The sequence below is a fragment of the Catellatospora paridis genome (genome assembly GCF_009720365.1).
Classification (GTDB): domain Bacteria; phylum Actinomycetota; class Actinomycetes; order Mycobacteriales; family Micromonosporaceae; genus Catellatospora; species Catellatospora paridis.
The window spans coordinates 284,522-307,009 of sequence record NZ_ML769315.1 but is presented as its reverse complement, the minus strand read 5'-3'; the positions used below and the strand labels follow the sequence as shown (position 1 = coordinate 307,009).

Sequence of the window (22,488 nt, the reverse complement as noted above, 5' to 3'; positions counted from 1 at the left end):
ACCGGGGTGTTTCTCTCACGGTCAACGGCCGGTCTTCCGGCCGATGATCCGTTTTTGCGGACGCCCGACGTTGCTACAGCAGCGTCCAGTGTCCACAAAAACGGATCATGAAGACCGGTCTACGAGTGCAGGGCGAGCAGGGCGGCGACGCGGTCGACGGGCAGGCCTTCCGAGGAGTTGCCGTTGCGGCCGACCACGGTCGGGGCGTTGAGCAGGCTGTTGAGCACGCTCTCCTCGGTCGCCTCGACCACCGCGGCGAAGAACGGGTCCAGCTGGCGGCCCTGCAGCGGGGTGACCGGCGAGACCGTGCCGCGGGGCGCGCGCAGGCCGGTGGCCAGGGCCAGGAAGATCTCGCCGCTCGCGTGGTGCGCGGTCGAGCCGGTGCGGGCCAGGCCCAGCCCGGCGCGGCGGGCCAGCCGCTGGCAGCCCGCAGGGTCGATCGGCGCGTCGGTGATCACGACGACGATGCAGGAGCCCGCCGGGGGCGCGGTCGGCGCGGGCGCGGGCGGCAGCAGCTGTCCCACCGGGACGCCGGCCACCGTCAGGCGACCGCGCTCGCCGAAGTTCGTCATGACGAGCACGCCGACGGTATGGCCGGACGGCACCACCCGCGACGCGGTGCCGATGCCGCCCTTGAAGCCCAGGCAGCTCATGCCGGTTCCGGAACCGACCGCGCCCTCGGCGGGCGGCGTGACGGGACGGTCGGCCGCGCGGTCGGCGGCGGCCGCGCCGGCGCTCGCCCGCGCGGCGTCCAGCGCGGCAGCCACGTCGTCGCGGGTCACCTGCATCCGGCGGGACTCGGACAGGAAGCTGTCGTCGCACTCGGCCACCACCGGGATGACCACGTCGTCGTCGCCGATGCCGGGCTCGGACTCCATCAGCAGCTCGCAGGCGGCGTCGTAGACCCGGCCCAGCTGCATCGTCGAGGTCAGGAAGATCGGCGTCTCGGCCAGGCCCCACTCCTGCGCGGACATGAAGCCGGTGCACTCGCCCGCGCCGTTGAGGATCGCCCCGCCCGCGGGGATCGGCTCGCGGAACGCGTTGCCTCCCGGGTCGACGACGGTGACGCCGGTGCGGGCGACGCCACGGCCGACCGGCGGCTGGTCCTCGTCGCGCCACACGGTGACGTGCCCGACGCCCACGCCGGGCACGTCGAGGATGGAGCGGCTGGGGCCGCTGGGCAGCTCACCGATGGTGATGCCGAGTTCGGTCACACGAGGCATGGGCGCAGCCTAACTGAGTCTCGACTCAGTAACGATCCCTGCCGCCCGGCCCTCCGTGCTGGCATCATGCCGGGATGGCGAAGCTGGACCTGCCCGTGGTGTGGAGCGACGACGTGCTGCGGCACGTGCCGGAAGCCGAGATCTGGATCGGTGTGCGCACGCCCGGCACCGAGCTGCCCGAGCGGGCCACCGTGCTGCGCTCGGCGCTGGTGCGCGCCGGAGCCCGCCTGGTCGAGGCCCGTCCGCTGGGTGACGAGCTGCTCGCCCAGGCCCACACGCCTGAGCTGCTGGCACACCTGGAGGGCGTATACGGCCAGTGGGTCGACGGCGGCTACCTGGAGTACCAGGACCGGGTGGTGCCGTACGTGTTCCCGACCGCGGCGATGCTGGAAGGGCTGCCGATGCGCCGGCCCACGGCGACGCACGCGCGGGCGGGGCAGTTCTGCTACGACACGATGACCCTGGTCGGGCCGGGCACCTGGCCCGCGGCGCGGGCGGCCGCACATGCCGCCGCGACCGCGGCCGACCTGGTCGCCGCGGGGGAGCGGGCCGCGTACGCCATCTGCCGCCCGCCCGGCCACCACGCGACCCGCGGCGGCTTCGGCGGCTCGTGCTACCTCAACAACGCCGCGGTCGCGGTGCTCGCGTTGCAGCGCGCGGGGGTGGGCCGGGTCGCGGTGGTCGATGTGGACGCCCACCACGGCAACGGCACCCAGTCGATCTTCTACGACCGCGCGGAGGTGCTCTACACCTCGGTGCACGTGGACCCGGGCGAGGGCTGGTTCCCGCACTACGCGGGCTTCGCCGACGAGACGGGCACCGGCGCGGGCGAAGGGGCGAACCGCAACGTGCCCCTGGCGCCGGGCACCGGTGACGAGGGCTGGCTGGCCGGTGTGCGGCAGCTGGTCGAGTTCATCGGCGACCGCGCCGACGCGGTGGTGCTCTCCCTGGGCGTCGACGCGGCCAAGGACGACCCGGAGAGTCCGCTGCAGGTCACCGAGGACGGCTACGCCCGCACCGGCGAACTGGTTCGCGAGCTGGGGCTGCCCGTAGTCGCCGTGCATGAGGGCGGCTACCACCTGCCCACCCTCGGCCCCCTCACCGTCGCAACCCTGGCGGGGATCACCGGAACCCGCTAACCTCAACGGCGGTAAGCGCTTTCCGCATCATCCCCGCGGCGGGCATGGCTGGAGAGGCGGCGGGTCGCGTGGAGTTCATGGTGGCGGGTCGGGTGGTGGCGGAGTACCGCTCGGGGGCGGAGGTCGAACCGACGCTGGGGCCGCGGCCATACCTGCATCCGATCCGGACGCTCGCGGGCACGCTCGTCACGGATGCGATGCCCGACGACCACCGCTGGCACCTGGGGCTGTCGCTGGCCATGCAGGACGTCAACCGGAACAACCTGTGGGGCGGCCGGACCTACGTGCGGGACCAGGGCTACACCTGGCTCGACGACCACGGGTCGATCACCGGTGAGGGGTTCGACGAGGTGGGCTCGGGCGGGTTCGCGCAGCGGCTGGCATGGCGGGGCGCGGACGGCAAGGTGCTGCTGGCGGAGCGGCGCACGATGACGGCGACGTACCTCGACGAACGGTCGTGGATGCTCGAGCTGGGATGGTGGCTGACCGCGACGCAGACCGTCGTGCTGGGCAGCCCGGCGACCAACGGGCGGCCAGGCGGGGCGGGGTACGGCGGGTGCTTCTGGCGGATCGCGCCGGGGGCGAACCTCGCCCTGACCGCGGGTGAGCTGGTCGGCGAGGAGCAGGTCAACGGGAGCGCGGAGGCCGAGCTGGTCTGGCGGGGCGAGTCGGGCGGCGCGGCGTACACCCTGCGGTTCTCGGGGCTGGGCAGCGGCGACCGGTGGTTCGTGCGTACCAGCGAAGGATCGACCGGTTATCCGGGAGTCTGCGCCGCATGGGCCTACGACCATCCGCGGCTGATCGAGGCGCACGAGACCTGGCACGGCAGGCTGCGCGTGGTGATCAGCGACTGAACCGCGCCAGGGTGCCGGTCAGGCCAGGTCGGACGGGTCCAGGCCGACCTCGCGGGCGGCGACCATGCGCATCCAGTCGAAGGCCTGCTTGCGGGAGATCGCCTTCTCGTGCACGGTGAGCTGCACCGCGAGCCCGTCGATGATGGCGTTGATGCGCCACGCCGCCCCGGCCGGGTCGTCGCAGGTGAACGAGCCGTCGGCGACCCCGTTGGCGATGACCTCGGTGAGGCCCTCCTTCCAGCGCAGGTCCATGCGGCGCGAGACCTTCTCCAGCTCCGGCGTGCGCAGCGCCTCCGACCAGCCGTCGATCCACATCATCCAAGACTTGGACCGGCCGGTCGGGGCGAGCAGCTTCACCAGCTTCTTCAGCTTCTCGACGGACGACGCGTTGGAGTCGATCACCGCGTGCAGCCGGGCCATGTCCTGCTCGGCGGCGTACGCGAACGCCTGCGCGAGCAGCGCGTCCTTGCTGGTGAAGTGGTAGAAGACCAGGGCCTGGCTGACCCCGGCCGCCTTGGCGACATCGGCGGTGCGGGTGTTGGCGAAGCCACGTTCGACGATCACGTCCACCGCGGTGCGCAGCAGCGAGTCCAGGCGCACTTCAGCAGTTCGTCGAGCCACGGATGAACCCTAACGCACGCCTGTCCATGCCCCACCATCCGCCAACTCGCCGATCAAGCCCGCCGCCGGGGCGCGAGACCGTCCGACTTGCCTGGCAGATGGGCGAATGCGGGGTCAAGATACGCACAGGTGCCAGGCAAGTCGGACGATCAACCGACCCCGCTCGGGCCGGGGCGGCCGGCGTGGGTCCGGCCTGGGTCAGTGGGCGGCGGCGGGAGCGGGCAGGGCGGCGGGGTCGGGGTTGGCGGCGGCGTCGGCGGCGATGCGGCGACTGGCGGTGAGGGCGAGCAGGGCGCCGGTGGCGACCATGGCGGTGGCGATCAGGATGACGACGCTGAGGCTGGTGCCCTGGTTGATGATCAGGCCGGAGATGGACGAGCCGGCCGCGAAGCCGACGTAGATGCCGGTGCCGACCCAGGTGAACGCCTCGGTGCTGCGCCCGGCGGGGGCGATCCGGGTGACCAGCGCGCATTCGACCGCGGTGGTCGGGGAGATGACCATGCCGCCCAGGAACAGGATCAGCGCCAGGCTGGGCAGGCCGAAGGCCAGCAGCATCGCGCCGAAGCCGACCGTGTTCAGGCAGAGCAGCAGCGCGAACAGCTTCGCCTGGCTCAGCTTGGGGTTCAGGCCGGAGAACCAGACGCCGCCGACGATCGAGCCCGCGCTCCAGGCGGCCACCACCGCACCGGCGGCCTGCGGCGCGCCCAGGTCGGCGGCGTACTTCGGGATCGCCACCTCCATCACGCCGTACGCGGCGGCCTCCAGCGCGCCGACGACCAGCACGACGACCATGCTCAGCCGCATCAACCGGTTGGCCCGCAGCGCGCGCTTCAGGGCTGCTGCGCTGACGGTGACACCGTTCGAGGCGGACGCCGCGCGGGCGAGCGCGGAGGTGCGCACCTCGCGGTAGCGGGCGGTCAGCCCGGGTGCGGCGGCCAGGCCCAGCGAGCCGGCGGTGGCCAGCAGGGCGGTGACGATCACCGCGATGTACGGGTTGGTGGCCGCGGTGACCAGCGCGATGAGCATCGGGCCGAGCACGTAGGTGAGCTCGACGGTGATGGCGTCGAAGGCGTACGCCGTCTGCACGTGCGCCGGGGCGAGGCCGGGCAGCACCACCCGGGTGACCGCGCCGACGGGCGGGTTCGCGGCCCCGGCCAGCGCGGCCAGGCCGATGATCAGCGCCACGGGCTGGTGCGTCCACAGCGCGGCCACCATGCCGGACAGCAGCAGCGCGTAGAGCACGCCGGTGACCCGCAGCACCGCGACGGCGTGCCCGCGGTCGCACAGCCGGCCCAGCCAGGGCGAGGTGAACGCGGTGATCGCCGAGTGCGCGCCGGTGGCGATGCCGGCCACGGCGTACGAGCCGGTGCCGTGCTGGACGGCGAGGATGAACACGAGGGTCGCCATGCCGTAGGGCAGGCGGCCGATCAGGGACGGCACCGCCACCCGGGCGACACCCGGGCTGGCGATGAGGGCACGGTAACGGCGGGCAGCGGTGACGACCGCGAGGCCGGACATGGAAAGGTCTCCCCAAGGAGGAAGTAAAGGATGGTCGACGTCGGCGCGGTGGGCGACGTCAACCGAAGCGGCGGGCCGCCTGGTGGTTCCAGCAGCGCTTGCTCACGACGGCGTCGCCGTCATACGCCTGCAGCGTGATCGCGACCGTCAGGTGGTCGGCGTCGGCGGTCAGCTCGACCGCGCATTCGGTGCTCACGCTGGTATCGCCCCAGGTGAGCGTGAAACGGGCGGTCGACGTCGACGTCTGCCGCCAGGTGCGCCGGTCGACGCTGACCGACCCGGTGTACCGGTCGGTGCAGGTGCCGCCGGTGATGTCCCAGGTGGAGCCGTGCTCCACGGTCGCCGTGGTGACCCGGTCGACCACGTCGTCGCTGATCCGCCACCCCACCGGGTCGCCCTCGACCGCGCGCTGCCCCTGGTCGTAGCGGGGCGCGGGGTCGGTGTGCTGCGGCGCGGGCAGGTGCATCGTGCTCCGGTCGCCGTCCACGGCGAGCGTCACCGGGCGCGGCGGCGCGATGGTGTTGGGCCAGTCCGCCCCGGTCACCGACAGCCGCAGCCGCCGTCCGGGCAGCAGCGTGTAGGCGCAGGTCTCCAGCTCGACCTCGGCGTCGACGAACTCGCCGGGCACCAGCGGCACGGGATCGGTGTGCCCGTCGCGGTGGGTCAGGTTGAGGAATCCGCGGGTGATCAGTGTCGAGGTGCCGTCGTCGGCGACGTCGCACAGCTTCACGGACACGCTCGCCACCGGCTGGTCGGCCGCGACGCGCAGGCGTACCCGGCCCGGCCCGATGAGCGTCATGTCCTGCTCGACGGGGAAGTCCCAGGTCAGTGAGGCGGCATCGTCGAAACGCTGGTCGGTGGGCTGGCCCCAGGGCAGCCGTCCGGCACAGCTGTTCCAGGCGGCGGTGCCGGTGTCGGGGCGCACCGCGAGCACCCGGGTGCCCCCGCCGATCACCCAGGACAGCGGGCATCGCCAGGTCGTGTTCGGCCAGTCCGGCATGCTGCGCCAGGACCCGGCCACCTGCGCCGCGTCCGGCTCCGGGGTGCCGCCGGATTCGCGCAGGAAGAAGGTGTACGGCGGTTCGGCGTCCACGCCGTTGTCGACTCCGCGCAGCCAGCGGTCGAACCAGCGGGCCAGTTCGGCGACGAGGTCGACGTGCGGGCCGGGCAGCGCCGACTCGGCGGACATGTGGCTCCACGGCCCGGCCAGCAGCCGCGCCGGGGTGCCCGCGTCGCGCAGTTGCGCGACCGTGCGGAAGCTGTTGTTGCGGTAGCCGTCGGCCCAGCCCGCGACGACCATCGTGGGCACGGCGATGCGGGCGTAGTCGTTGCCGTAGTCCGCGTCGGTGTCCAGTGAGGGATCACGCAGCGAGCCGTGCCGCCAGTACGGCCCGTCGACGGCCTCCTCCAGCCAGCGCAGCAGCCACGGCTCGGTGCGGTCGAGCCGGTCCTGCCACCGCTCGCGCCAGTCCGGCCCCGCGATCGACGGCACCGGCGGGAGCGCGTTCATCGCGATCATGTAGGTCGGGTAGTCGACGACGTCGAGCAGCCGCAGCGAGCCGCCCATGTAGTGCACGTCGTCGGTGTACCGGTCGTCGGTCGCGTAGATCGGCGCGATCGCCTTCAGCGCCAGCGGGCGGCGCATGGCGACCTGGATCGCGTTGAACCCGGAGTAGGACGTGCCGTACATGCCGATGCTGCCGTCGCACCAGGACTGTGCGGCCAGCCAGGCGATGACGGCGACGAGGTCGTCCTGCTCGCGCAGCGGGTACTCGTCCACGGCGATGCCCTCGCTGGAGCCGGTGCCGCGCAGGTCGACCCGGCATACGGCGTATGAGAAGTCGTCGCGCAGGCGCTCGTACTCCTCGGTGTACGAGGAGGTGACGTCGTCCTTGCGGTAGGGCAGCGCCTCCAGCAGGCAGGGCTGCGGGGTGTCCGTGGCGGGCAGCTGGAGCGTCGCGGCAAGGCGGACACCGTCGTCCATGGTGATCCAGACCTGCTCGCTGCGCCCTGCGGCCCGCGTGGCCATCCCGACACCCCTCCCGGTTCCCCAGCAAGGCTACTTGCTGACTGAGTCGTCAGTCAACAAAGCTCGCATGAACCGCAGCGGTCACCCAGGTCACAGCCGTATGGCCGGGCCTCAGCTCTGGTCAGGAGTGTGCAGCAGTGCCTTGATGCCGGCGAGGAAGGTGTCCGGATCGGGCCGTCCCAGCAGCACCCGCTGCAACGCGTATCCCGGCACCATGCTGAACAGCACCGCGCCGACCGCCTCGGGATCGGCGTCGGCCGGCAGGCGCCCGGCTGCCTGCTGGTCGCGGGCGATGTCGTCGAAATGGCCGCGGATCCTGCCGTAGACCTCGCGCACGAACTCGGCCAGCTGCGGATTGCGCAGCGACTCCGCCCAGACCTGCAGCGCCATCGGGAAGACCCCGTCCGGGCCGAACTGCGGGTCGACGGTTCGCAGCAGGCGGCGCATCACGTCCTCGATCGGCGGCGGGGGATCCATCGCGCGGACCTCGTCGAGCAGGTTGCTGACCCCGCCGATCACCTGCTCGGCGATGGCGGTGACGAGTTCCTCCTTGCTCTTGAAGTAGCGGTAGAACGCGCCGACCGACAGCCCGGCCTCGGAGATCACGTCCTGCATCGAGGTGGCGTGGAAGCCGTTGCGCGCGAAGCAGGCCCGGGCGGCGTCGAGGATCTGCTGGCGGCGGGCGGCGAGGTGGGCTTCCGAGACGCGTGGCATGGCTCTCATCGTAAAACGAACGATCGTTCTTGACAGGTGGAGGTGACGAGGCCATCGTTTACCTAAGAGAACGAACATTCGTTTTAAGGAGATCCCCCATGCGCCGCACCCCGCCTCCAGCGGTCCTGGCGGTGGTCGTCGCCGTTGCGGTGATGACCCTGCAGGCCCTGCTCCTGCCCCTGTTCGCCGGTCCCGCCGCCAACGTGGCACCCCGTGACCTGCCGGTGGTCGTCGCCGGCCCGGCTCCGGCCGTCGCGGCGTTCACCTCCAAGATCGAGTCGATGAGTCCGGGGGCGTTCGAGGTCACCGCGGTCGCCGACGCCGCCGCGGCCGACGCGGCGGTGCTCGACCGCCAGGCGTACGCCGCCTTCATCCTCAGCCCCACCGGGGTCACCCTGCACACCGCGACGGCCGCCGCGCCGCCGGTCGCGAACCTGTTCAGCGCCGCCGCCGCGCAGCTCGGCGCGGGCACCGGGATGCAGGTGACGGTCGCGGACCTGGCTCCGCTGAGCGCGGACGACGCGCACGGCGGCGGCTTCGCGGCGGGCTTCTTCCCCCTGGTGATCACCGCGCTGCTGGCCGCGATCGCGCTGTACTTCGCCGTGCCGGGCTTCGCCGCCCGGGTGGTCGGTTTGTTCACCTTCGCCGCGCTGGCCGGGGTGTCCGGCGCGACCGTGCTGCAGAGCTGGCTCGGCGTGGTCGGCGGTGACTGGCTGCCGGTGGCCGGTGCCATCGCGTTGATCACCCTGGCCATCAGCGCCACCGTGCACGGCCTGGCCAGTGTCGCTGGCCCGCGCGGCATCGCCGTGGGCGTGGTGCTCATCCTGCTGGTCGGCAACGCGCTGGGCGCGGTCGGCGCGGCCCCGGAGCTGCTGCCGCAGCCGTGGGGCGAGGTCGGCCAGTGGCTGCCCATCGGCGCCGGGGCGACCCTGCTGCGCTCGGCCGCCTGGTTCGGCGGCGCGGGCGGCGGCACGGCGGCCTGGGTGCTGGCCTCGTGGGCGCTGCTCGGCCTGGCCCTGGTCGGGGTCGGCCGACTAGGGCGCAAGGAGCAGGCCGCACCGGACGACGCGGAGGCCCATGAGGCGGCCCGCCGCCTCGGCGCTACGGTGGCTGCCTGAGCTGACGTACGCCGGGCGCGCCCGCCTGCGCGCCCGGCGTATTCCCCTGCGGGCCCGTACGGCGCGGTGCGGGAATCCGAGACGATCGTGTTCCGGAACAGGAATGCGCTCCCCGCACGCGTTGTTGGCTCCGGTGGAACGACCATCTGCAGGAGGCGAACGACGTGCTCGACCCACAGAAGCTCTACCAGCTGAGCGACGAACTGCCCGAGCTGGGCCGTCCGGTCCTGCTGCACGCGCTCTCGGGGTTCGTCGACGCCGGGTCGGCCGGCAAGCTCGCCCGCGAGCACCTGCTCGACTCGCTCGACTCGACCGTGGTGGCCGAGTTCGACCTCGACCAGCTCTACGACTACCGCTCCCGCCGGCCGCTGATGCACTTCTCGGCCGACCACTGGGAGGCGTACGACCAGCCCAAGCTGGAGTTGCACGCTCTGCGCGACCACGACGACACCCCGTTCCTGCTGATGACCGGCCCCGAGCCGGACTTCCAGTGGGAGCGGTTCGTCGCCGCGACGACCGGGCTGATCGAGCAGCTCCAGGTCCGGCTGACCATCGGCATCCACGCGATCCCGATGTCCGTGCCGCACACCCGCCCCGCCGGCGTCACCGCCCACGGCACCCGGCCCGAGCTGGTGGTGGGGCACGAGCCGTGGATCGCCGACGTGCAGGTCCCGGCGAGCATGACCAACCTGCTGGAGTACCGGCTGGGCCAGTCCGGCCACGACGCCATGGGCTTCGCCGCGCACGTGCCGCACTACCTCGCCGACAGCGAGTACCCGCAGGCCGCGGAGCTGCTGCTGACCTCGGTGTCGCGGGCCACCGGCCTGCTGCTGCCCACCGAGGACCTGCGCGAGGCCGGAGACCGGGTGCGCGCCGAGATCGAGCGCCAGCTGACCGACAACCACCAGGCCGCGGCCGTGGTCAAGGCGCTGGAGGAGCAGTACGACGCGTTCATGCGCGGCCGTGGCAGCAACCTGCTGACCGAGCCCGCGCCGCTGCCCACCGCCGAGGAGCTGGGCGCCGAGCTGGAGCGCTTCCTGGCCGAGCACAGCAAGGGCGACAAGAGCGAGGGCTGAAAGCCGCACGGCCGAGCCGTCCGCGTCGCCTGATCGTGATGCGCCGCTGTCACCCTGTGCCGCATGGAGAACGGGGAACAGCGGGACGCGTTGCGGCGTGCGCTCGGGTGGCTCGGCCACCCGGTCAGCGTGGCCGGCCTGCTCCTGCTACTGGTCAACGATCATGTGCTGAAGGCGTGGCAGCCCGGCCCGGTCACCGGGAAGCTGAGCGACGCCGCCGGGATGCTGATGTTCCCGCCACTGCTGGCGGTGCTCGTCGCGCTGGTGGCCCCGCGGGTGCCGGTCCGCGTGCTCGCACCGGCGGCGCTGGCCGTCACCGGCGCCGGGTTCGCGTTCGCGAAAGCCACGGCGGATGGCGCGTCACTCGCCGCCCAGGCATGGTCGGCCGTCTTCGGGCCGTCCGTGCTGCGGGCCGATCCGACCGACCTGCTGGCGCTGCCCGCACTGGGCGTGTGCTGGTGGGCGTGGCGGCGCTCGCTCAGGCGTCCCGCCCCGGGCCGGGGCATCGCGCGGCTCGTCCGTGGGGCGGTGCTGGTGCCGGTCGCTCTGTTCGCCACCGTGGCCACCTCCCCGCCGGATTGGCCGGAGATGGGCGTCGTCGGTGAGGTGGACGGGCAGGCCGTCCTGGTGGTCCTGGATCAGAACGGGCAGGAGTACGCGGTCAGTGCCGACGACGGTCGGACCTGGCGCCCCGTCGAACAACCGCCGCCCCTCACCGAAACGTCGCGGAACTGCGCAGGCGACGTCTGCTACCGGGCGGTGGCCGGGCGGCTGCTCGTCGAGTCCAGCCAGGACGGAGGCGCGACCTGGCACACCGCCTGGGAGGTCAGCGGTGAGCAGCTCGCCGTGCTGACGGACGAGTACGAGGACGACGGTGTGTTCGGGATCCTGGGCACGCCCGCCGGGGACCTGTCCTCGCGATCGCTGGTCGTGCTCGAGCGCGACGGCGGGCACGTGGTGCTGGTCGCCAACGGGCGGGACGGGCTGCTGCGGCGCGCCGTCGACGGCAGCTGGACCCGGCTCGGCACGTGGTGGCACGGCACGATGAGACCCGCTCCGGCGCTTGCCGAGGTCTGGCGGCCCGCCCCGGCCGACCGGGCCCGGAGTGCGGGGTTCACCGCGTTCGGCGTGCTGCTGCTGGTGCTGACGGCCGGCGCGATCGCCGCCGCGGCCGGCCGGCGGGTGACGGCGACGGTTCAGCTGGTCCTTGCCGGACTGGTCGCCGCTGCGGCCACCATCACCTGCATGGTGGCCGCGGTGGCCGCGGGCATCTCGCTCGGCTCCGGCTGGGCGCTGTCGGCGCTGGTCTGCGGCGCGCTGGCGGCGGTGGCACTGGGCGGGTTGACCGCCCGGTTGCGGCGCGCCGGGCACCTGTCCGGCCGCCAGGTCGCCGCGGTGTCAGCGGTCGGTGCCGTCGGCGCCCTGGTGGCGGAGTTGTCGCGGGCCGCGATCCTCGGGGACGGCATCGTGCTCGGCCGGTACGGGCTGACGCAGTACTGGGCCGGGCTGGTGGTGTGCCTGGTGGCGCTGGTCGCGGCCGGGCTGGGCGTCGCCGCCGGGCGGGCCCGGCTGCCGCGGGGTGAACCGTTCGTGCCGTGAACGCGGGACGGGTCGAGGGATGACGAGAGGGGCGGCACGTCACGCGTGCCGCCCCTCTCGCTGTGCCTGCTCAGGTGGCCAGCGCGAACTGGAAGCCGGTCGACACGTCCTTCGGCTTGTCGAGCCCGGTCACCACGGTGGCCGGGGTGAGGACCGGGTCGAAGCCGGTGAACCCGATGCCGACCTGCCCGGAGCTGTTGTCGCCCCAAGCCTTGATGACGCCGTTGCTGATGGCGACGGTGAAGCCGCCGTCGAGGGTCGCGCCGGAGCCCGCGGTGGAGATGTCGATGACGCCGGTGAGGCCGACCGCGTCGACGGGGCTCAGCCGCGGCGTCACCGTCGTGCCGTCGCCGAGCTGGCCGTCGCCGTTGGCGCCCCAGCCCTTCACCCGGCCGCTGGTCAGGATCGCGAGGCTGGCGAAGCCGCCCGCGTTGACGATCTTCGCGCCGGTGAGGCCGACCACCGGCGTCGGGGTCGGCACCGGGGTGAGGCTGGCCACGCCGTTGCCGACCTGACCGCGCGAGTTCTCGCCCCAGCCGCGCACGGTCCCGTTGCCGAGCACGGCCAGCGCGTGGCTGTCACCCGCGTCGACGTGCTTGACCCGGACGCCCGTCAGGCCGGTGACGGCCACCGGGGTGGTCTGCGGGTCGGGGCTCTCGGCACCGGTGCCCAGCTGACCGGAGCGGTTGTCGCCCCAGGCCCGCAGCGTGCCGTCGGCCAGCAGCGCGAGGCTGAACTGCGAGCCGGCCGCGATGGCCACGACCCGGCCGGTCAGCCCGGTGACCGCGACCGGAGTGGCGCTGTCGTCGACGGTGCCGTCGCCGAGCTGGCCGCGCGCGTTGTCGCCCCAGGCGAGCACGGTGCCGTTGGTGAGCAGGGCGAGGCTGTGCGACCCGCCGGCCGCGAGCGCCTTGACGCCGGTCACGCCGGGCACGGAGCCGGGGATCGGCCGGTCGATGGTGGTGCCGTCGCCGAGCTGGCCGTCGCTGTTGTCGCCCCAGGCCTTCACGGAGCCGTTGTGCAGCAGCGCCAGGCTGAACCGGCCGCCGCCCTCGACGTCGCGGACCTCGTCCGGAACGTTGGCGCTGACCGCGCTCGGCCGGGTGATCAGCGTGCCGTCGCCGAGCTGGCCGGAGTCGTTGTAACCCCAGGACTCGACGCCCGCGACGGGCACCTCCGGCTGGGGCTTCGGCTTCGGCTTGCCGTGGCCGCCACCGCCGTGGTTGCCACCGCCCTTGCCCTCGACCGCTCCGGCGGCGTGTGGCGCCGCCAGGGCGATCATGGTGGTGACCGCGACGACCCCAAGGGCGCGCAGTCCTGTCGTGATAGGTCGCATGTACGTTCCCCCGCATGGTTGCGACATGAGTCGGCCCTGTCCGAGCGCGCGATGAATGCGCAGCTCACGGCCTCGTGCTAGTTGTATCGCAGGGTGGACCGGCGACCGTCGCGACGCGCAGCGGCCGTCGGCGACCGGATCGCCGCCGGAGGTTGCCGGGGTATTGCCGAACCGTGAACGTGCACGCATGATGACGGAACTTCGACGTGCACCGCGTACGAGAGTGAGGCGATGATGCCCTTTTCCAGCCCCCTGGCCGACGTCGAGATCCCCGAGGTCTCCGTCCCCCAGCTCGTCATCGGACCGGCGGCGGCGCGGGGCGACCATCCCGCGCTGATCGACGGCCGCACCGGGCAGACGCTGACGTACGCGCAGCTGGCGCACATGGTGGACCGGCTCGCCGCCGGGCTGGCCGGAGCGGGGTTGCGACCCGGTGACGTGCTGGCCCTGTTCAGCCCCAACACGCTGCTCTACCCGGTGGTCTTCCACGCCGCGCTGGCCGCGGGAGCCACGGTCACCACCGTCAACGCGCTGGCCACCCCGAAGGACCTGACCACCCAGCTCAGCGACTCCGGCGCGAAACTGCTCGTCACCGTGTCGCCGTTCCTCGACCGTGCCACGACCGCGGCTGCGCTGGTGCAGGAGATCTTCGTCTGCGACACCGCGGAGGGATACCGCTCGGTCCAGGAGTTGATGGCGACGAGCGAGCCCGCGCCGGCGGTCGAGCTCGACCCGGCCACGGCGCTGGCCGTGCTGCCGTACTCCAGCGGCACCACCGGTGTGGCCAAGGGCGTCATGCTCACCCACCGCAACCTGGTCGCCAACATCGCGCAGACCCAGCAGGTGGTCAAGTACGACCCGGCCGACCGGGTGCTGGCGGTGCTACCGTTCTTCCACATCTACGGCCTGACCGTGCTGATGAACATGGCGCTGTCCGAGGGCGCGACCCTGGTCGTGCTGCCGCGCTTCGACCTGGTCGAGTTCCTGACCGCGATGGCTGACCAGCGGGTCAGCCGGGCGTTCGTCGCGCCGCCGATCGTGCTGGCGCTGGCCAAGCACCCGCTGGTCGACCAGTACGACCTGTCCGCGCTGCAGGTCGTGTTCTCCGGCGCGGCCCCGCTCGACGGCGACCTGGCGCAGGCCTGCGCGGCCCGGCTGGGCTGCCTGGTGCAGCAGGGCTACGGCATGACCGAGCTGTCGCCGGTCTCGCATGCGCAGGCGCACGGCGACACCCGGGTCAAGCCCGGCACGGTCGGCCCGCTGATCCCGAACACGCTGGCCCGGGTGGTGGACGTGGCCACCGGCGACGACCTCGGTGTCGGCGAACCCGGCGAACTGTGGATCAAGGGCCCCCAGGTGATGCAGGGCTACCTGGGCCGCCGCGCCGACACCGACGCCACCGTCGACGCCGACGGCTGGCTGCACACCGGCGACGTCGGCCTCGTCGACGCCGAGGGCGACTGGTTCATCGTCGACCGGGTCAAGGAGCTGATCAAGTACAAGGGTTACCAGGTGCCGCCGGCCGAGCTGGAGGCGGTGCTGCTGGGCCACCCGCAGATCGCCGACGCGGCGGTGGTCGCCGGCCACGACGCCGACGGCGAGGAGATCCCGCACGCCTTCGTCGCCGCTGCCCCCGGCGCCGACCTGACGGCCCAGGATGTCAAGGACTACGTCGCCGAACGCGTCGCCCCCTACAAGCGGGTCCGTGCCGTCACCTTCGTCGACGCCATCCCCAAGAGCGCCTCCGGCAAAATCCTCCGCAAGGACCTCCGCGCCCAGCTCTGAGAACAAAGGAAGGGCACCTTCGTCGGCACGCGGAGCGTGACGAGCAGTAGTTCAGTACGCTCCGCGTCGTCGAAGGTGCCCTTCTTGGCGCGGCATGGGGCATGACCAGGGCGGATCGGTTCGGGTGGAATTCACCGACGGTGCACCACCAGATCTTCATCTATCGGACACAGGGGTATCCCGGCTGCGCGGCCACCCGAGGTGTGGGACTAGCGTGACCAGGTGTTCGCCGCGTTCGCTCCGATCTGGATGATCACCGCCCTGGGCTGGGGCACCATGCGGTTCGGGGTGCTGACCCGGGCCACCCAGCAGGCGCTGGCGAACTTCACCTTCGTCATCGCCATCCCGTGCGTGCTGTTCACCTCGCTGGTCAAGGTGCCGCTCGGGGACCTGCCACTGCGTCCGCTGGCGGCGATCGCGGCGAGCACGCTGCTGATCGGGCTGTCGGTGTACTTCGTGGCGCGTCGCCTGATGCCCGGCCCCGACGGCAACCGGGTCATCGCGGCGATGGCGGCGGCCTACCTCAACGCCGGCAACCTGGGCGTGCCGGTCGCGGTGTACGTCCTCGACGACGTTTCGCTGATCATGGCGGTGCTGGTCTTCCAGACCATGCTGCTGACCCCGCTGATCGTCGGCCGCCTGGACGCCTCGGCGCACCGCGCCGACGTGGACCGGCTCGCGGCTGAGACCGCCGACGACGCGGAGGACCCGGCGAGGCCCGCCGCGTCGTCGCGCTGGCGGCGGCTGGCGATGCTGCCGCTGCGTACCCCCGTGATCCTGGGATCGATGGCCGGGGTGACCGCGAGCGCGGCCGGGTGGCTGCCGCCGGAGTGGCTGATGCGGCCGCTGGAGCTGCTGGGCGGGGCGGCGGTGCCGGCGGCGCTGTTCGCGCTGGGCATGTCGCTGCACCAGACCGACGCGTCGTCGTGGCGGCTGCCGGGTCGGGAGGTGACCGTGGCGGTGCTGCTGAAGGTGGTCGCGCAGCCGGTGGCGGCGTACCTGATCGGGCGCTACCTGCTCGACCTCGACGGTGCGGCGCTGCTCGCGGTCACCCTGGTCGCGGGCCTGCCGACGGCGCAGAACACCTTCGTGTACGCGTCGGAGTTCCGCGCGTCGACCGCGCTGAGCCGCGACGCGATCCTGTTCTCCAGCCTGCTGTCGATGGGCACCCTCACGCTGATCCTCTGGCTGCTCGGCCCTGCCTGACGCGTCCTGCCTGCTCACGCGCGGTCCGGCGTCAAGAAGGTGCCCTTCCCCTGCATATAGCGATGTGCAGAGCTGCTGCTCGTCTCGCTGACGCGAGCCGACGATGCCCTTCCTTTCCTCGCGGGGGCGGGCGATGATGGGGGCGGAGTCGAGGCGTTGCCGTGCGAAGGGCAGAACCATTCGGTTCGTACGGGTAGCGCAGGCCGTGACGTCTGTCGTAGCCGGGTCCGGGCAGATAGCTGCACGTTGACCATGCACAGACGTCCCTGAGGAGACGCGTTGACCCCCGATCCCACGTCATCGCCGCGCCATCGTCGCCGCCGTGACAGCCGCCTGGTCGCGCTCGGCGCGGCCGCCGCGATGACCGCCGCCACCGCGCTGGCCGGCGTGCTGCTGGCCACCACCGAAGCCTCGGCCGGCACGCTGACCGGCAGCTTTTACCGCGATCCCACGTCCAGCGTGAACCAGTGGCTCGCGGCCAACCCGAACGACTCCCGAGCGTCGCTGATCAGCCAGCGCATCGGCAGCCAGCCGCAGGCGCGCTGGTTCTCGTCGTACAACCAGAGCACCATCCAGTCCCAGGTCACGGCGTACGTGAACGCCGCGAACAGCGTGAACCAGATCCCGGTGCTGGTGCCGTACGCGCTGCCCAACCGCGACTGCGGCGGGGCGAGCGCGGGCGGCGCGCCGACCATCACCGCCTATCGGACCTGGATCGACAGCTTCGCGGCGGGCCTCGGCACGCGCACCGCCGTGATCATCCTGGAGCCGGACTCGCTGGCCCTGCAGACCTGCCTGTCCGCGACCGAGAAGGCCGACCGCAACTCCGCGATCAGCTACGCGGTGACGAAGTTCAAGCAGGTCAACCCGAGCGTGAAGGTGTACCTCGACGCGGGGCACTCGGCCTGGAACAGCGCCGCCGACACCGCGTCGCGGCTGCAGGCGGCGGGCGTGTCCAACGCGGCCGGCTTCTACTCCAACGCGTCCAACTTCCGCTGGACCGCCGACGAGGTCAACTTCGGCCGCAACGTGCTCAATGCCCTGGGCAACAGCAACCTGCACCAGGTCGTCGACACCGCCCGCAACGGCAAGGGCCCGCTGGGCAGCGAGTGGTGCGATCCGGCGGGCCGGGGCACGGGCCAGGCGCCGACGACCGCCACCAACGAGGCGACCGTCGACGCCTTCGTCTGGATCAAGCCGCCGGGCGAGGCGGACGGCTGCGCCGCGGGTGCCGGGCAGTTCGTGCCGGACCTGGCGTACTCGCTGGCGCAGAACGGCATCGTGACCAGCCCGCCGCCGAGCCCGTCCACGGTGCCGTCGCCGTCGGTGTCCCCGTCGCGTCCGCCGTCGCCCTCGGCTTCGCCGTCGACGCCGCCGTCCCCCTCGGCCTCGCCGTCCCCCTCGGCCTCGCCGTCCGCCCCGCCGTCGCCGTCGCCGTCGCCCAGTCAGGGCACGGGTTCCTGCTCGGTGAGCTACCGGGTGGACAGCCAGTGGGGCAACGGCTTCGTCGCCTCGGTGGTCATCACCAACCGCGGCCCGGCCCTCAGTTCGTGGACGCTGACCTGGACCTATGCCGGCAACCAGGCGGTCACCAACGCCTGGAACGCCACGGTCACGGCCAGCGGGGCGAACGTCACGGCCCGCAACGCCGGGCACAACGGCAGCATCGGCACCGGCGGCACGGCGAGCTTCGGCTTCCAGGCGTCGTACAGCGGGACCAACACCAACCCGACCGCGTTCAAGCTGAACAACGTCACCTGCAGCTGACGGCTGCGGAAAGGCCGGCGCGGAACTCGCGCCGGCCTTTCCGCGTACCGGCACGGGCCGTCGGGCTTAAGGTCGACAAGGCGGAACAACCGGCACCGGGTGTGCGTTCGGCCGAACGGACACGAATACGATTCGGGTCCGACGGCGGATGATCCGGTGACAGTGGAGGCAGGCATGGCGAAGGCACGTGGACCGCAGGTGGGCGAGGTGGCGCCCGACTTCGAGCTGCCGTCGCAGGGCGGCGAGACGGTGCGGCTCAGCGACTTCCGGGGCAAGCAGACGGTGGTCCTGTACTTCTACCCCAAGGACAACACCTCCGGCTGCACCGCGGAGGCGTGCTCCTTCCGGGACAGCTACGAGGTCTTCACCGAGGCCGGCGCGCAGGTCATCGGCGTCAGCTCGGACTCCGTCGAGTCGCACGACGGCTTCGCCCAGCGCTACAAGCTGCCGTTCGTCCTGCTGGCCGACGCCGGCGGCGAGGTCCGCAAGGCGTACGACGTGCCCGCCACCTTCGGCATCCTGCCCGGCCGGGTCACCTACGTCATCGACCGTGAGGGCGTGGTCCGCCACGTCTTCTCCTCCCAGGCCAACATCGGCAAGCACGTCTCCGGCGCCCTCGAGGTAGTCCAGTCCCTCGCCACCGCCTGAACACAAGGAAGGGCACCTTCACATCGCTATGCGTTGTAGAAGGTGCCCTTATTGACGCGCCATGGTGGCTCAGCAGGGCAGGCGCGCGGCGGGCGGCGGGCGGCGTGACGCAGGCCGTCTTGGCCCGGCCGGGTGATCTCGCCTAGGCTCGGGCCTGGACTTCGACGGCGAAGGGCTGCGCGCCGTGCCGACGGACCCCCTCGCACGCGGGCCGCCCGGCGAGGCAGGAAACGACATGGCGCTGGCGCAGCACCCCCTTGACCACCGCTACCACGGCGAGCACCCGGTGCGCACCGTCGCCTACCTGCTGCGCGAGGACCGATGGCGGCTGCTGGTCGGGGTGCTGGCGTTCGCCGTCAAGCACAGCCCGACCTGGCTGCTGCCCCTGGTCACCGCGAACGTCATCGACGTCGTGGTGCGGCACAAGCCCGTCGAGCAGCTGTGGTGGAACGCGGGCCTGATGGTCGCCTGCCTGAGCCTCAACTACCCGTTCCACGTCCTGTTCGTACGCAACCACAGCGGCTCCGTCCGCCGCATGGGCACCCGCCTGCGTTCGGCCCTGTGCCGCCGCATGCAGGAGCTGTCCATCGGCTACCACTCCCGCTCGTCGGCCGCGGTGCTGCAGTCGAAGGTGATCCGCGACGTCGAGGCCATCGAGCAGATGGTGCAGCAGGCCGGCGACGTCGGCGTGGGCGCGCTGATGATGCTGCTCGGCGGGGCCGTCGTGATCGCGCTGCGGGTCCCGCTGTTCCTGCCGGTGTTCCTGGTGCTGGTGCCCTGCGCGGCGTTCCTGGTGATGAAGCTGCGCAACCGGATGCGCACCGACAACGAGTCGTTCCGCCGCGAGGTCGAGCGGCTGTCGTCGCGGGTCGCCGAGATGACCACGCTGATCCCGATCACCCGGGCACACGGCCTGGAGCGCGACGCGCTGCGCCGCGTCGACGGCTCGCTGGACCGCGTACTGCGCGCGGGCCTGCGACTGGACCTGCTCAACGGCCGCTTCGGCGCGCTGGCGTGGACCCAGATGCAGGTGCTGAGCGTGGCCTGCCTGGCCGGTTCGGCGCTGGTCGCGTACTACGGCTGGGTCCCGATCACCGAGGGCGACGTGGTGATGCTCAGCGCGTACTTCACCACGCTGACCGGTTCGGTGATGACGCTGATGAGCCTCGGGCCGATCTTCGTCAAGGGGCTGGAGTCGGTGCGCTCCGCGGGCGAACTGCTGCAGGCCCCCGACCTGGAGGTCAACGCGGGCAAGCAGCGGGTCGACGAGGTGCGCGGCGGGGTGCGGTTCGAGGGCGTGGGTTTCGCGTACGACGGCGCGGCAGGCAGCGCCGTGCGCGACTTCGACCTCGACGTCGCGCCGGGTGAGCGCATCGCGCTGGTCGGCCCGTCGGGCGCGGGCAAGTCCACCATCCTGAACCTGGTCATCGGCTTCCTGCGGCCGACCTCGGGCCGCATCCTGCTCGACGGCCGCGACATGGAGACGCTGGACCTGCGCACCTTCCGGCGCTTCGTGTCGGTGGTGCCGCAGGAGCCGATCCTGTTCGAGGGCAGCATCTTCGACAACGTCACGTACGGCATGGCCGACGTGCCGCTGGAGCGGGTGCGCCGGGCGCTGGCCGACGCGAACGCGCTGGACTTCGTGGACCAGCTCACCGACGGCCTGGACACGGTGGTGGGGGAGCGGGGCGCGCGGCTGTCCGGCGGTCAGCGCCAGCGGCTGGCCATCGCGCGGGCGCTGATCCGCGACCCGCGCGTGCTGATCCTCGACGAGGCCACCTCCGCGCTGGACACCCACTCCGAGGCGCTGATCCAGCAGGCGATGGAGCGGCTGGTCACCGGGCGCACCGTCTTCGTCGTCGCGCACCGGCTCTCCACGATCCGCAACGCCGACCGCATCATCGTGATGCGCGACGGCCGCATCGAGGAGATCGGTCCGCACGACGAGCTGCTCGACCGCCGCGGCGCGTACGCCCGCCTGCAGTCCGCCCAGCTCGCCTGAACCGGCTCAGTCCGGCGGGGCGGCGACCCACAGCGCCACCGGCAGCAGCACGCCCACCACGAGCGGGACGAGGCCGGCGGTCCAGTCCGGGCCGCTGAGGACGCCGCGGTGGCCGGCGTGGAACGCCAGGTGCAGCGTGCCGAAGATGGTCGCGCCGGCCAGCGCCAGCCGGGCGACGGCCCTGCGGTAGCGCACCGCGGGCACCGCCAGCAGCACGCCGAGGGTGAGGAAGGTCGCCCCGAGGTCCACCACGAGGTGCTCGTTGTACGGCGGGTAGCCGGCCGTCCAGCGCTGCCCGAAGCCGGGGAACGTGCTGAAGAAGTTCAGCGGGGCGGCGTACGCCCACAGGCCCCACCACAGGTGCACCACCGCCGCGCCCGCCAGTCCGATCCGGACGACCAGCTGTCGCATGCCTGCTCCTCGCTTCGCTCGTCGCAGTCATGTCCGCTGGGTCCATGATTCGCTCGCCGGCGCTCGCTCGTGCCGCAGTCTGCCCTAGACCTCGAGCTGCTGCACGGCCGCCTCGATGGCGCGGTGGAAGGTCGGGTACGCGTAGATCATGTGCTGCAGCATGTGCACCGGGACCTGCGCGTGCACCGCGACGACCAGTGCGCTGAGCACCTCGCCGCCGGTCGGCCCGGCCGAGGTCGCGCCGACCAGCACGTCCCGGTCCCGGTCGGCGACGAGTTTGATGAACCCGTCGTTGCCCGCCTTGTGGATCCAGCCGCGGGTCGCCTCGGGCAGCTTCGTGTACGCCGTCTGCACGTGGATGCCCTGGTGCCGGGCAGCCTCCTCGGTCAGGCCGACCGAGCCGATCTCGGGGTCGGTGAAGGTGACCCGGGGGTGCGCCCGGTAGTCGGCGGGCGGCCCCTCCTGCCCGAGGATGTCGCGGATCGCGATGGCCGCCTGGTACATCGCGATGTGCGTGAACGCGCCGTGGCCGGTGCAGTCGCCGACGGCCCACAGCCCGTCGGCGGCCCGCATGCGGCCGTCCACGGCGATCGCCTTCGCGGCCGGGTCCAGGCCGACCGTGTCCAGGCCGAGCTTGTGCAGGTCGGCGGTGCGCCCGGTGGCGACGAGCAGCTTCTCCGAGGTGAACTCCCGGCCGTCGGCGAGGTGTACGGTCATGCCGTCGATCCGGTCGGCCCGGCACCCGGTGTGCACGGTGACGCCCTCGCGCCGGAACACCTCGGTGATCAGCTCGGACGACTCGGGTTCCTCGAACGACATCAGCCGGTCCATCGCCTCCACGACGGTGACCCGCACCCCGAAGCGCTGGAACATCTGGGCCAGTTCCAGGCCGATCGCGCCGCCGCCGAGCACGGTCAGCGACGCGGGCAGCTCCTCGACCTCGATGGCCTCCTTGTTGGTCCAGAAGTCGGTCTCGGCCAGCCCGGGGATCGGCGGGATCGCGGCCTTGGTCCCGGTCCCGAGCACCACACCCTTGCGCGCGGTGTACGTCTGCCCGTCGACCTCGACCGTCTTCGGGCCGGCCAGCCGGCCGGTGCCGCGGACGAACCGGCCGCCGCGCTTGACGAACCGGTCGACGGCGACCTTGTCGTCCCAGAAGTCGGTGGCCTCCTCGCGGATGCGCTTGGCGATGGGCGCCCAGTCGGGGAAGACCTCGGCGGAGCCCGCCATGCCGTTGATCCGGCGGCCCTCGGCGAGCAGGTCGGCCCCCCGGATCATCATCTTGCTCGGGACGCAGCCCCAGTACGGGCACTCGCCGCCGACGAGCCGGTTCTCGATGCCGACCACGCTCAGCCCGGCGTCGGCCAGCCGGCCGCCGACCTCCTCGCCGCCGACGCCCATGCCGAGAACGATGACGTCCACTTCTTCAGCCATGAGTCCTG

At 72.3% G+C, this 22,488-nt stretch carries 18 protein-coding genes; 10 read left to right on the top strand and 8 right to left on the bottom strand.

What is annotated here, in order from left to right; translation table 11 throughout:
- Positions 1–119: 119 nt before the first annotated feature.
- Complete coding sequence (locus F9C41_RS14245; RefSeq protein ID WP_155387253.1) at positions 120–1,223, bottom strand: P1 family peptidase; 1,104 nt, start codon at positions 1,221–1,223, stop codon at positions 120–122.
- A 74-nt stretch (positions 1,224–1,297) separates the two neighbouring features.
- Between F9C41_RS14245 and F9C41_RS14240 the strand changes: the two genes are divergently transcribed.
- Positions 1,298–2,362 (top strand): histone deacetylase family protein, encoded by a 1,065-nt coding sequence (locus tag F9C41_RS14240; RefSeq protein WP_155387252.1) that lies wholly within the window; start codon positions 1,298–1,300, stop codon positions 2,360–2,362.
- A gap of 44 nt (positions 2,363–2,406) precedes the next feature.
- Positions 2,407–3,216 carry a DUF6807 domain-containing protein gene (locus F9C41_RS14235; RefSeq protein WP_230689586.1) on the top strand — a complete coding sequence of 270 codons (810 nt, stop codon included), beginning with the start codon at positions 2,407–2,409 and terminating at the stop codon, positions 3,214–3,216.
- Between the two features lie 18 nt (positions 3,217–3,234).
- Here the strand turns inward: F9C41_RS14235 and F9C41_RS14230 are convergent, their stop codons facing one another.
- From F9C41_RS14230 to F9C41_RS14215, 4 genes are all read right to left on the bottom strand, one after another.
- Complete coding sequence (locus tag F9C41_RS14230) at positions 3,235–3,837, bottom strand: TetR/AcrR family transcriptional regulator (protein ID WP_120318766.1); 603 nt, start codon at positions 3,835–3,837, stop codon at positions 3,235–3,237.
- Between the two features lie 198 nt (positions 3,838–4,035).
- The gene (locus F9C41_RS14225) at positions 4,036–5,355 is read right to left on the bottom strand and encodes an MFS transporter (protein ID WP_155387251.1); all 1,320 of its coding nucleotides are present in this window, start codon (positions 5,353–5,355) and stop codon (positions 4,036–4,038) included.
- Between the two features lie 58 nt (positions 5,356–5,413).
- Positions 5,414–7,384, bottom strand: coding sequence for a CocE/NonD family hydrolase (locus F9C41_RS14220; RefSeq protein ID WP_155387250.1), 1,971 nt, complete (start codon positions 7,382–7,384; stop codon positions 5,414–5,416).
- A gap of 111 nt (positions 7,385–7,495) precedes the next feature.
- Positions 7,496–8,098, bottom strand: coding sequence for a TetR/AcrR family transcriptional regulator (locus F9C41_RS14215; RefSeq protein ID WP_155387249.1), 603 nt, complete (start codon positions 8,096–8,098; stop codon positions 7,496–7,498).
- Positions 8,099–8,196: 98 nt separating this feature from the next.
- Between F9C41_RS14215 and F9C41_RS14210 the strand changes: the two genes are divergently transcribed.
- The 3 genes from F9C41_RS14210 to F9C41_RS14200 all read left to right on the top strand — a co-directional run bounded on the left by F9C41_RS14210 (position 8,197) and on the right by F9C41_RS14200 (position 11,891).
- Positions 8,197–9,216 carry a hypothetical protein gene (locus F9C41_RS14210; protein WP_155387248.1) on the top strand — a complete coding sequence of 340 codons (1,020 nt, stop codon included), beginning with the start codon at positions 8,197–8,199 and terminating at the stop codon, positions 9,214–9,216.
- 164 nt (positions 9,217–9,380) lie between these two features.
- Positions 9,381–10,292, top strand: a complete 912-nt coding sequence (locus F9C41_RS14205) for a proteasome assembly chaperone family protein (protein WP_155387247.1) — start codon at positions 9,381–9,383, stop codon at positions 10,290–10,292.
- A 63-nt stretch (positions 10,293–10,355) separates the two neighbouring features.
- Positions 10,356–11,891: a hypothetical protein gene (locus tag F9C41_RS14200; RefSeq protein ID WP_155387246.1), complete on the top strand. Its 1,536-nt coding sequence runs from the start codon at positions 10,356–10,358 to the stop codon at positions 11,889–11,891.
- A gap of 70 nt (positions 11,892–11,961) precedes the next feature.
- Here F9C41_RS14200 and F9C41_RS14195 read toward each other — a convergent pair whose 3' ends face one another.
- Positions 11,962–13,227 (bottom strand): RCC1 domain-containing protein, encoded by a 1,266-nt coding sequence (locus F9C41_RS14195; RefSeq protein ID WP_196279764.1) that lies wholly within the window; start codon positions 13,225–13,227, stop codon positions 11,962–11,964.
- Between the two features lie 231 nt (positions 13,228–13,458).
- Between F9C41_RS14195 and F9C41_RS14190 the strand changes: the two genes are divergently transcribed.
- The 5 genes from F9C41_RS14190 (at position 13,459) to F9C41_RS14170 (ending at position 20,635) form a co-directional block, all read left to right on the top strand.
- A complete protein-coding gene (locus tag F9C41_RS14190; protein ID WP_230689585.1) occupies positions 13,459–15,012 on the top strand; it encodes an AMP-binding protein in 1,554 nt (517 codons plus the stop codon).
- A 222-nt stretch (positions 15,013–15,234) separates the two neighbouring features.
- Positions 15,235–16,218, top strand: a complete 984-nt coding sequence (locus F9C41_RS14185; RefSeq protein ID WP_155387244.1) for an AEC family transporter — start codon at positions 15,235–15,237, stop codon at positions 16,216–16,218.
- Between the two features lie 279 nt (positions 16,219–16,497).
- On the top strand, positions 16,498–17,985 hold the full coding sequence (locus F9C41_RS42010; RefSeq protein WP_330164763.1) for a glycoside hydrolase family 6 protein: 1,488 nt from the start codon (positions 16,498–16,500) through the stop codon (positions 17,983–17,985).
- Between the two features lie 174 nt (positions 17,986–18,159).
- Positions 18,160–18,633 (top strand): peroxiredoxin, encoded by a 474-nt coding sequence (locus F9C41_RS14175; protein ID WP_155387243.1) that lies wholly within the window; start codon positions 18,160–18,162, stop codon positions 18,631–18,633.
- A gap of 235 nt (positions 18,634–18,868) precedes the next feature.
- The gene (locus F9C41_RS14170) at positions 18,869–20,635 is read left to right on the top strand and encodes an ABC transporter ATP-binding protein (RefSeq protein ID WP_155387242.1); all 1,767 of its coding nucleotides are present in this window, start codon (positions 18,869–18,871) and stop codon (positions 20,633–20,635) included.
- A gap of 6 nt (positions 20,636–20,641) precedes the next feature.
- Here F9C41_RS14170 and F9C41_RS14165 read toward each other — a convergent pair whose 3' ends face one another.
- Both F9C41_RS14165 and F9C41_RS14160 read right to left on the bottom strand, forming a co-directional pair.
- The gene (locus F9C41_RS14165; protein ID WP_155387241.1) at positions 20,642–21,046 is read right to left on the bottom strand and encodes a hypothetical protein; all 405 of its coding nucleotides are present in this window, start codon (positions 21,044–21,046) and stop codon (positions 20,642–20,644) included.
- Between the two features lie 84 nt (positions 21,047–21,130).
- Positions 21,131–22,480, bottom strand: coding sequence for a dihydrolipoyl dehydrogenase family protein (locus F9C41_RS14160; protein ID WP_155387240.1), 1,350 nt, complete (start codon positions 22,478–22,480; stop codon positions 21,131–21,133).
- Between the last annotated feature and the right edge of the window lie 8 nt (positions 22,481–22,488).